This is a genomic window from Burkholderia sp. 9779_493, from assembly GCF_015712215.1.
In the GTDB taxonomy this organism is placed as follows: domain Bacteria; phylum Pseudomonadota; class Gammaproteobacteria; order Burkholderiales; family Burkholderiaceae; genus Burkholderia; species Burkholderia cenocepacia.
Genome location: NZ_JACCQA010000031.1, coordinates 25,537 through 37,351 on the forward strand (window position 1 = coordinate 25,537; position 11,815 = coordinate 37,351).

2 protein-coding genes are annotated in these 11,815 nt (G+C 71.7%); one reads left to right on the top strand and one right to left on the bottom strand.

Going from position 1 to position 11,815, the window contains the following annotated elements:
- Positions 1 to 117: 117 nt before the first annotated feature.
- On the bottom strand, positions 118 to 1,863 hold the full coding sequence (locus tag H0X95_RS26700) for a cyclic peptide export ABC transporter (protein ID WP_006499077.1): 1,746 nt from the start codon (positions 1,861 to 1,863) through the stop codon (positions 118 to 120).
- Positions 1,864 to 2,137: 274 nt separating this feature from the next.
- On the opposite strand from H0X95_RS26700, the gene H0X95_RS26705 reads away from it, so the two are divergent.
- Positions 2,138 to 11,806 carry a non-ribosomal peptide synthetase gene (locus H0X95_RS26705; protein WP_196446283.1) on the top strand — a complete coding sequence of 3,223 codons (9,669 nt, stop codon included), beginning with the start codon at positions 2,138 to 2,140 and terminating at the stop codon, positions 11,804 to 11,806.
- The last annotated feature ends 9 nt before the right edge of the window (positions 11,807 to 11,815 follow it).

Consider the following 11,815-nt stretch of genomic DNA (forward strand, 5'->3'; position numbering starts at 1 on the left):
TGGCGTCCGCCTTTCCTGGTCGCCACACGTCAGCGGCTGAATTCCCCGCTGAAACGACCATCGCCGGCACACTGCCACTGCAGCGTGCCGGCGATTTTTTCATCGACTGTCGTCGTGTTACGCGCTCAGCGCATCGACGCCATCCTGCGCACGCAGGCGCGCCGGTTGCGTGTCGCTGACGATGCGCCCGTTGTCGAGCTTCAGCAGACGGTCGGCGAGATCGAAGTAGCGGTCGTCGTGCGTGATCACGATCACGGCCTTGCCGCGCGCGCGCAGCTCCGGCAGCAATTGTTCATAGAACACCGCCTTGAACGACGGGTCCTGGTCGGCCGCCCATTCGTCGAACAGGTAGAACGGACGATCTTCCAGGTACGCGACGACGAGCGCGAGCCGCTTGCGCTGCCCGGTCGACAGCGCGCGCGTCGAGAACGCGCCGTCGACCACCTTCACCTTGTGATCGAGCGCGAGTTTCGCGACGAGCGCGTTCGCTCGCGCATCGGCCTGCGCACGCGACGGATCGTCGGGATCGACGATGCCGAGCAGCGCATCGAACAGGTGGAAATCGTTGAACACCGCGCTGAAGCGCTGCCGGTAGGCCGCGCGCTCGCGCCAGCCGATCGTGCGGCCGTCGACCTCGATCGTGCCTTGCTCGGGCTCGTAGAGCCCCGTCAGCACCTTCGCGAGCGTGGTCTTGCCGCTGCCGTTGCCGCCGACGATGAACACGAGCTCGCCCGGCTTGATCGTCAGGTCGATCGGCCCGATGCTGAACATCCGTTCGTCGCGTTCGTGGAAGTACGCGTGCGTGACGCCGCGCAGCGTGACGGCGCCGGCCGGCGGCACGTCGGGCGCATCGGCCGCGGGCGGCACCGTGCGCAGCGCGCCGAACTCGGCCATCACGCCTTCGATCCGCGTGAGCGACACGCGCGCCGCGTTGACGGTCGGCAGGTTGTTCAGCAGGCCGTCGAGCGGCACCAGCATGAACAGGAACACGACGACGTAGCCGGCGGCCGCGGCCGGGTCGGCATGCACGCCGAGCTGCGGCCAGAACGACGCGACGCCGAGGAACACGTAGAACAGGAAGATGATCCAGCCGACCCCGACCGCATACGCGCTGAACGCGCGGCGTCGGTGGTCGCGCACTTCGCCGATCGCGGCGCCGAGCTGGCCGTCGACGAACTGGCGGGCGCGCGCATCGTGCAGCTTCAGTTCCTTCGCGCCGGAGAACAGCGAGCCGAGATAGCCGAACAGGCGGTCCTGCGCGTGGCCGGCGGCTTCGAGCGACGCGATCGCGCGGCGGTCGCCGGTGTGATAGCCGAGCGAGCCGGCGATGATCGCGGCCAGCGCCAGCAGGCACACGGGCCACGACAGCCACGCCAGATAGCCGAGGCAGCCGAACACGATCGAGCCGTGCATGACGAGGTTCGGCAGCGCGAAGAACAGCATCGACACGTTGGTCGCGTCGTCGGTCAGCACCGACTGCACGGGCGCGGCGCCGATCCGCTCGATGTCGCGCAATTCGGCCGCGCCGACGCGCCGCGCCAGATGCACGCGCAGCCGCGCCATCGTGTCCTGCGACAGACGGGCGAACAGCGTGCCCGACACGATCCGCGTGACGAGCGCGATCACCGCGCACAGCGCGAAGCGCCACGCGAGCGACGCATCGGCGGCGCCCGGTTGCGACAGCGCACGGTTCAGCGTCGCGACGAGCAGCACGCTCGCGACGCCGTTCAGCACGCAGGCGGTGAGCGCCAGCGTGAGCGACACACGGCTTTCGCGCAGCAGCGCAAGGATCAGGCGCGCCGCGGGGCGGCCGGGGGAAGCGTCGAGGGACGGCGGGGAAGAAGGCTCGTGGGCGGCTGTCATCGGCAACGTCGGTAAAGGGAAGGCAGGCAATCAAGCGGAAACGGCAAATCTGACGCGAAAGCGGCGGGCGGGGGGCGCGCCCCATTCCCGGCTTTCCTCCCTGATAGACGAACGGGCCGCGCAAATATTTAGCCCCATCGTCAAAAAAAGCCGCCGCACGCACTTTGCACGCAAAACGGTAAAAAATCGGCCGCGCCGTTCGTCACACCAGTGAAGCCGCCCCAAGCGGCCCCGAGACTTGGCCGAAGCGGCCGGACCGAAGGACTTCACGCACATGACGAGTTTCCCGACTGCGCTGCATCACCGAATCCGCGAACTGGCGCGCCTCGCGCCCGACGCACCCGCCATCGCGGTGCCTTTCCAGAACGACCTGCGCCTGTCGCGCGGTGCGCTCGACGCACGTGCATCGCAGCTCGCGCTGCAACTGCGCGCGGCCGGCGTCGGCGCCGAAGTGCGGGTCGGCGTGTGCGTCGAGCGTTCGGGCGAACTGTTCGTCGCGCTGCTGGCCGTGCTGAAGGCGGGCGGCGTATTCGTGCCGCTCGATCCGCGCCATCCGGCCGCGCGCCTCGACTGGATCGTGCAGGATGCGCAACTGCGGCACGGCATCGTCGACGCCGCCGGCCGCGCGGCGCTCGGCACGCCGTTCGAACACGCGTTCGACGCGACCGCCGACGCATCGGGCGTCGCGCAGGATCACGCGTTCGATGACGACACCGTGGCGGTGCACCCGCGTTCGGCCGCCTACATGATCTACACGTCGGGCTCGACCGGCACGCCGAAGGCGGTGGTCGTCGAGCACGGGCCGCTCGCCGCGCACTGCGACGCGCTTGCCGCCGCGCTGCCGATCGAGGCCGGCGACCGTCTGCTGCATTTCGCGTCGGTCAATTTCGACGCCGCGCACGAATGCTGGCTCGCGCCGCTCGCGGTCGGCGCCGGCATCGTCGTCGCGCCGCCGCAGCCGTTCGCGCCGGTCGACGCGCATGCGCTGATGGTGCGCGAAGCAGTCAACGTCGCCGCGTTTCCGCCTGCGTACCTGCGCGAATTCGCGGCCGTCGCCGCGCGCGACGGCGTGCCGCCGGCATTGCGCGTGCTCGCGTTCGGCGGCGAGGCGCTGCCGCAGCAGGCATTCGAATTCGTGCGCCGCACGTTCCCGGCCGTGCGCCTGATCAACGGTTACGGGCCGACCGAGGCCGTGATCTCGCCGATGCTGTGGCCGGTCGAGCCGGGCGAGACGCCGGTGCTGGCCGCGGACGACGCGTATGCGTCGTTGCCGATCGGTAGCGTGATCGGCCCGCGGGCCGCACGCATCGACGGCGCGGCAGCCGATGGCGTGGGCGAACTGCTGCTCGGCGGTGTGTGCGTCGCCCGCGGTTATCACGGCCGCCCGGCGCTCACGGCCGAACGTTTCGTTCCCGATGCGGACGGTGAGCCCGGCGCGCGCGTTTATCGCACCGGCGACCTGGCACGCCTGCGCGACGACGGCGCATACGATTATCGGGGCCGCCTCGACGATCAGGTCCAGGTGCGCGGCGTGCGCGTGGAGCCGGCGGAGATCGCCGCGTGCCTGCGCTCGCACCCGGCCGTGGCGGACGCGGCCGTCATCGCCGAAACCGCCAACGGGCCGACGCGGCTGATCGCATGCGTCGCGCTGCGCGCGGCGGCCGACGATGCCGCGTTGAAGGCGCACGTGGCCGCGCAGTTGCCGACTGCGTGGCAGCCGCACCGGTTCGTGCGTTGCGATGCGCTGCCGTACACGCTGAACGGCAAGCTCGACCGTGCCGCGCTGCGCGAGCGGATTGCCGCCGCGCGCGATACGACGCAAGCCGCCGGCGATGCGCCGCGCACGCCGACCGAACGGCAGATCGCCGGTCTCTGGCAAACGCTGCTGGGCCTCGACGTCATGCCGTCGCGCGACGATCGTTTCTTCGCGCTGGGCGCCGATTCGCTCGCCGCGATGCAGTTGCAGGCCGCGATTCGCGCGGCCGTGCGCGTGAATCTGCGGCTCGACACGCTGTTCGCCGATCCGGCGCTCGCCGAGTTGGCCGACACGGTCGATCGCGCGGAACGCGAGACCGGCGAACCGCTCGCCACGATTACCGCGCGCCGTGCGCCGGCCGCCGTGGCCGCGCCGTACGTCGATCGTGCGGCATCGCTCGCGCAGCAACGTTTCTGGGTGCTCGCGCAAACGCGCGACGCAAGCGCCGCGTATCACATCGCCGCACACTGGACGATCGACGGCGTGCTCGACCGCGACGCGCTGCAGCGCGCGCTCGATCACGTGATCGGCCGTCACGAAGCGTGGCGCACGACGCTCGTCGACAACGACGACGGCGTCGTGATGCAGCGGATTCATGCGCATCTGCCGGTGTCGATCGCCACGGTCGACCTGCGCGATCAACCGCCGGCCGCCCGCGACGCGCACGCCGCGCGTCTGGCCGAGCGCGATGCGGCCGAGCCGTTCGACCTCGCACGCGGCCCGCTGCTGCGCGCGACGCTGGTCGTGCTCGCCGACGACCGTCACCGGCTGCTGCTGACCGCGCATCACGCGATCACCGACGGCTGGAGCTCGCGCTGCGCGTTCGACGAACTGTCGGCCGCGTATTGCGCGTATGCCGAAGGGCGCGAGCCGTCGCTGCCCGATCTGCCGATCCAGTACGCCGACTACGCGGACTGGCAGCGCGACATGCTGGCCGGCGGCGAGGGTGAGCGTCAGCTCGACTACTGGCGCGGCGCGTTGCGCGACGTGCCGGGCCCGCTCGCGTTGCCGGTCGACCGCCAGCCGGGCGCCACGCGCACGCTGCAGGGCGCCCGCGTGTCGGTGCGCCTGCCCGATGCGGTCGCGGCCGACGTGCGGCAACTCGCACGGGACGCCCAGGCGACCGTCTTCACGGTGCTGCTGGCCGCGCTCGACGCGTGGCTGTCGCGCCTGACCGGTGAAACGGACGTCGTCGTCGCGGTGCCGGTAGCGCATCGCCAGCGCCCCGAAACGCGTGCATTGCTGGGTCTGTTCCTGAACACGGTCGCGCTGCGGGTACGCGTGGCGCCGACGCTGCCGTTCCGCGCGCTCGTCGACGCGGCGCGCACCGCGGCGCTCGATGCGGTCGCGCACCAGGACGTGCCGTTCGAGCGCGTCGTCGATGCGGTGAAGCCGCCCGTCAAGCGCGGCGACGAATGGCTGCGCGTGAAATTCGCGCAGCAGTTCGACGCACGGCACGACAGCGTGCTGCCGCGCGCCACGGCGGTCGCGACGCCGGGGCCCGATCTCGCCGCGCGCTTCGACTTCGCGCTGGATTTCACCGACGATGCGAACGGGATCGAACTGGTCGCGGCCTATGCGACCGACTGCATCGATGCCGATACCGCGCGTGCGTGGCTCGACAGCTATGCGGCGCTCGTCGGCGCGGCCGCGCACGCTCCGCAGCATACGACGGCCGCGCTGCCGTGCGATGCGTCGGCTGCATCGCGCCAGCCGCGCGACGGTCGCGCGCTGCGTATCGAGCATGCCGACATCGTCGCCGCATTTGCGCGGCAGGCGGCTGCCTATCCGCATCGCGTCGCGCTGTCGGACGCATCGACTTCGCTGACGTTCGCGGAACTCGACGACGCATCGAACCGCATCGCGCGGGCACTGGCGCAACGCGGCGTGGCCGCCGAAGCGGCCGTCGTGGTCTGCATCGAGCGCTCGACACGGTTCGTCGTCGGCCTGCTCGGCGCGCTGAAAGCCGGCGCGCTCGCCGTGCTGCTCGACCCCGCCCAGCCCGCCGCGCGTCTCGCCGCGGCTGCCGCCGACTGCGACGCGCGCTGGGCGCTCGTCGCGGAACCGGCCGCGTGGCCGGCCGGCATCGACGCGCAGCCGCTCGACGTCGACGCGCTCGCGCAGGACGCGACGCTCGCTCATGCGGCCGGCGTGCGCGTTGCGCCGCACCCGGAACAGGGTGCATACCTGATCTATACGTCCGGCTCGACCGGCACGCCGAAGGGCGTCGTCGTATCGCATGGCGCGCTGGCCGACTACGTGCAGGGGATGCTCGACGAACTCGCGTTCGCGCCCGATGCGTCGTTCGCAATGGTGTCGACGGTCGCGGCCGATCTCGGCCACACGACGCTGTTCGGCGCATTGTGCGCGGGCCGTACGCTCCATCTGCTGCCGGCCGCTTGCGCATTCGATCCGGACCTGTTCGCCGACGAAATGCGCCGCCGTGAAGTCGACGTGCTGAAGATCGTGCCGAGCCATCTGCAGGCGTTGCTCGACGCGCGCGTGCCGGCCGACGTGCTGCCGCGCCACGCGCTCGTGACGGGCGGCGAAACGCTCACGTGGGCGCTCTTCGCGCGCCTGGCCGCGCTCGCGCCGGCGTGCCGCGTGATCAACCATTACGGGCCGACCGAAGCGACGGTCGGCGCGCTCGCGTGCGATACGGCGTCGATTGCCGCCGACGCGCGCGATCCCGCGAGCGGCGTGCCGCTCGGGCTGCCGCTGCCGAATGCGCGCGCGCTGGTGCTCGACGCGTTCGGCGCGTGCGTGCCGGCCGGCGCGACGGGCGAGCTGTATCTGGGCGGGCCGGGCGTCGCGCGCGGCTACCTCGGACGGCCGGCGCAAACCGCCGAGCGCTTCGTGCCCGATCCGTTCACGCCCGGCGCACGGCTGTATCGCACGGGCGACCGCGTACGGCTGCGTACGGACGGACGCCTCGCGTTCCTCGGCCGGATCGACGATCAGGTGAAGATCCGCGGCTACCGCGTCGAGCCGGGCGAGGTGAGTGCGGCCGTGCGTGCGGCCGGCCCGATCGCGCAGGCCGAAACGCTCGCGATCGAGCACGATGGCCGCCTGCGGCTCGCGACCTTCGTCGTGATGCGCGACGGCGCGGCATTCGACGAAGCCGAGGTGCGCGCCGCGCTCGCCGCGAAGCTGCCCGACTACATGGTGCCCGCGCAGTTCGTCGCACTGGCGCGCCTGCCGGTGACCGGGAATGGCAAGATCGATCGCGCGGCGTTGCGCGAACTCGCAGCCGTGCCGGTTGTAGTCGCATCCAGCGATGCGCCGCAGGGCGCGGTCGAAACGGTGCTCGCCGACGTCTGGCAGGCCGTGCTGAAGGCGCCGAAGGTCGGCCGCGACGACAACTTCTTCGAACTCGGCGGCGATTCGATCCTCGTGCTGCAGGTGATCGCCCGTGCGCGCAAGCGCGGCGTGCGCTTCACGCCGAAGCAACTGTTCGACGGGCCGACCGTCGCCGAACTCGCGCGCGTGGCGAAAATCGACGACACGGCCGTTGCCGCGCAGCCGGCGAGCGCGGTTCCGACCGCGACTGCGGCTGCCACGGCCTCGCCGGCTGCCGCCGCGATCCTGACGCCCGCGCAGCAGCGCTTCTTCGTGCTTGATATTCCGCACCGCGGCCACTGGAACCAGTCGGTGTCGTTCGATGTGCGGGGCGCGTTCGATGCAGACGCATTCGCCCGCGCATTCGACGCGGTGCTCACGCATCACGATGCATTCCGCCAGCGCTTCGCACGCGGCGCCGACGGCACGTGGCACGCGAGCGATGCGGCGAAACCGTACGATGCGCTGCCGTTCGTGGAAGTCGCCGCACGCGACGAAGCCGACGCGCTGGCACGCTTCGACGCGCTGCAGCGCCGTCTCGACCTCGGCAACGGGCCGCTCGCGTGCGCGTGCGCGGCACGGTTGCCGGACGGTTCGACCCGGCTTTATCTCGCGATTCACCACGCGATCGTCGATGGCGTGTCGTGGCGCATCCTGCTCGACGACCTGGACAGCGCCTATCGCGCCGCATGCGAGCGCACGCCGGTTCGCCTGTCGCAGCCCGGCCTGCGCGCGGACGCCTGGGCCGCACGGCTCGCCCGCGCGGCGACGGAACCGGCGTCGCCGTTCGCGGCCGAAGCCGCCTACTGGGCCGGCATGGCTCAGGGCGACGACATCGTGGCCGATCACCCCGACGCGGCGGCGACGAACGCCGATGCGGCCGTCGTCGTGCAGACGATCGACGCGGCATTGACGCGCGCCGCGCTGACCGACGCGCACGCGGCCTATCGCACGCAGACGATCGAGCTGCTCGGCGCGGCGCTCGCGCTGGCGCTGGCCGGCGCGCGCGGCGCCGCATCGTGCCGGGTCGAACTGGAAGGACACGGCCGCGAAGCGCTGTTCGACGATGCGGACGCCAGCCGCACGATCGGCTGGCTGACGAGCCATTACCCGGTGACGCTGCCGGTCGAAGAGACGGCCCGCGACACGCTGTGCGCGGTCAAGGACACGCTGCGCGCGGTGCCGCACAAGGGGCTAGGCTTCGGCGTGCTCGCACACTATGGCGATGCAGCCACGCGCGCGGCGCTGGCCGCCGTGCCGCGCCCGCGCGTCACGTTCAACTATCTCGGCCAGTTCGACGCGCCGCGCGAGGCGACGCTCGTGCCGCGTTTCGGCGGCACCGGCACCGAGCGCGATCCGAACGGACCGCTCGGCAACACGCTCGCGATCCATGCGTACCTCGACACGGACGGCGACGGCGCGCGCACGCTGAAGGTCCATTGGGTCTACGGTGCGCCGCAATTCGAACGCGCGACGATCGACGCATTCGCCGAACGCTTCGCGGCCGCGCTGCGCGAACTCGTCGACGCCTGCGCGTCACGCGTCGCGCATCGCGGCGCCGGCGCGACGCCGGGCGATTTCCCGCTCGCGCAGGCCGCCGGCCTCACGCAGGGCGCGATCGAACGCGCGCCGCTCGACTGGCGCACGATCGACGACGTGTATCCGCTGTCGCCGATGCAGCAGGGCATCCTGTTCCATGCGCTGTTCGCGCCCGGCCACGCGAGCTACGTGAACCAGCTCGTCGCGACCGCGACGGCGCTCGACGCCGACCGGCTCGCGGCCGCGTTCGACGCGTCCATCGCGCGTCACGACATCCTGCGCACGAGCGTGATGCCGGACGAAGCCGCGCCGCTGCAGTGCGTGCATCGTCACGCGCGCATGCCGGTCGAACAGCTCGACTGGCGCACGCGCGGCGACACGCTCGACGCCGATTTCGACGCCTGGCTCGCGGCCGACCGCACGCGCGGCTTCGACTGGCGCGAGCCGCCGCTGATGCGGCTCACGCTGATCCGCGTGACGGACGACGCGTGGCGGGTCGTCTGGACGCGTCACCACGTATTGCTCGACGGCTGGAGCACCGCGCGCCTGCTCGCCGACGTGCTGCGCGACTATCGCGACCCGGACGCCGTGTCGCCGTTCGCGAGCCGTCCGGCATTGCGCTATCGCGATTTCATCGCATGGCTCGGCACGCGTGACCGCGATGCCGACGAGCGCTTCTGGACCGGGCGCCTGGCACGGCTCGACGCACCGACGCTGATCGCGGAACGCACGGCCGACCGCGCGGAAGCCGAGATGGTCACGTGGCGCGCGACGCTCGATGCCGACACGATGACGCGCGTCGCGCAGACCGCCCGCGCGCTGAAGCTGACCGTCAACACGCTGGTGCAGGGCGCGTGGGCGCTCGCGCTGCAACGGATGACGCACCAGCCGGCCGTCGCGTTCGGCGCGACCGTCGCGGGCCGTCCCGATGCGCTCGCGGACGTCGATTCGGTGCTCGGTCTCTTCATCAACACGCTGCCGGTCATCACCGCGCCGGCGCCGCAGCAACGTGCGGCCGACTGGCTGCACACGCTGCAGCGCGAGAACGCGGCCGCCGCCGAACACGCGCACACGCCGCTCGCCGACATCCAGCGCTGGGCGCGCGGGTCGGGCGGCGCACTGTTCGACACGCTGGTCGTGTTCGAGAACTATCCGGTCGACGAGTCGGTGCGCGACGCCGATCCGCGCGCGCTGGCGTTGAGCGGCGTGCGCAGCATCGAAGCGACCGATTTCGCGCTGACGCTCGTGATCGAGAGCGGCGCCGAACTGACGATCGACTACGGGTACGACACCGCACGCGTCGATGCGCGTCAAGTCGAGACCTGGCATCGCGCGTTTGCCTGCGCGCTCGATGCGCTGGCCCGCACGCCGGACGCGCGGCTCGGCACGTTGTCGATCGCCGATGAGGCGACCCGCGACGCGCTGGTACGTGCGCAGGACACCGCGCGGACCTGGCCGCCCGGGCAACGGCAGCCGCTGCACCTGCAATTCGTCGATGCGGCACGCGCGACGCCCGACGCGATCGCACTCGAGTACGCGGACACTCACGGCCGCGTGCAGCGTGCGACCTATCGCGAACTCGACGCCGCCACGTCGCGCATCGCGGCCGCGCTGCGCCGGCGCGGCGTGCGGCCCGACACACCGGTCGCGCTGTGCGTCGAGCGTTCGTTCGACATGGTGATGGCGCTCGTCGGCGTGCTGAAGGCCGGCGCCGCGTACCTGCCGGTCGATCCCGACTATCCGGCCGAGCGCATCGCATACCTGCTGCGCGACGCGCGGCCGGCCGTCGCGATCACGCAGGCGCATCTGCGCGAGCAGGTCGAGGCCGCGCTGGGCGAGGGCGCCGATACACAGCTGCTGACGGTCGCGGATCTGTTGGCCGACGAAGCGGGCGATATCGCCGATGAAACCGCGGCGATCGACGACGCGCAGCTCGCGTACCTGATCTACACGTCCGGCTCGACCGGCAAGCCGAAGGGCGCCGGCAACACGCACGGCGCGCTCGCGAACCGGATCGCGTGGATGCAGCATGCGTACCGGCTGACGGGCGACGACGTCGTGCTGCACAAGACGCCGTTCGGCTTCGACGTGTCGGTGTGGGAATTCGTGTGGCCGCTCGCGATCGGTGCGAAGCTCGCGATCGCCGCGCCCGGCGACCACCGCGATCCGGCGCGTCTGGCTGCCGCGATCCACGCGCACGGCGTGACGGTGCTGCATTTCGTGCCGTCGATGCTCGCCGCGTTCGCCGCGCATCTCGACGATTTCTCGGCCGCCGCGCAATGCGACAGCGTGCGCCTGATCGTCGCGAGCGGGGAGGCGCTGGCGCCCGAGCTCGTCGCGAAGATGGCGCGCCTGTTGCCGAACGCGACGCTCGTGAACCTGTACGGGCCGACCGAGGCCGCGATCGACGTGTCGCACTGGACCTGCGGGCCCGACGACGCGCAAGCGGTCGCGGTGCCGATCGGCCATCCGATCGCGAACCTGCAACTGCACGTGCTGGATGCCGCGTGGCAGCCGGTGCCGGCCGGCGCGACCGGCGAACTGTATCTCGCGGGCGCGGGCCTCGCGCGCGGCTATCTCGGCCGTCCCGCGCTGACCGCCGAGCGGTTCGTACCCGATCCGTTCGTGCCGGGCGCCCGCATGTACCGCACCGGCGACCTCGCGCGCCGGCGCGCGGACGGCGCGCTCGACTACCTCGGCCGGGTCGACACGCAGGTGAAGCTGCGCGGCCAGCGGATCGAGCCGGGCGAGATCGAGGCGCTGCTGCGCGCGGCGCCGGGCGTCAACGATGCGGTCGTGATCGTGCGCGACGAGCAACTGATCGGCTATGTCGCCCGCGGCGAGGCCGGCCCGCTCGACCGTGCGGCGCTGCTCGACGCGCTGCGCGCGCAACTGCCGGCGTACATGGTGCCGTCGCAGCTGATCGAGCTCGACGCATTGCCGGTCACGCCGAACGGCAAGTGCGATCGCCATGCGCTACCCGCGCCGGTGCGTGAAGCGGCCGACGCCGTCGAACTCGCGACCGACACCGAGCGCGCGCTCGCCGACATCTGGCAACGCGTGCTGCACGTGGACGCGATCGGCCGCGACGGCGATTTCTTCCTGCTCGGCGGCCATTCGCTGCTCGCGACGCAGGCCCACGCGCAGGCCAACCTGCACTGGGGCCTGGCGCTGCCGCTGCGCACGCTGTTCGACACGCGCACGCTGGCGCGCTGCGCGGAAGCGATCGACGCGGCCTGCGCGGCACGCGGCGCGACCGATGCGGCGAGCGCGATCGACGCGCTGCTCGGCGAACTGGAAACCCAATAAGGACGACGG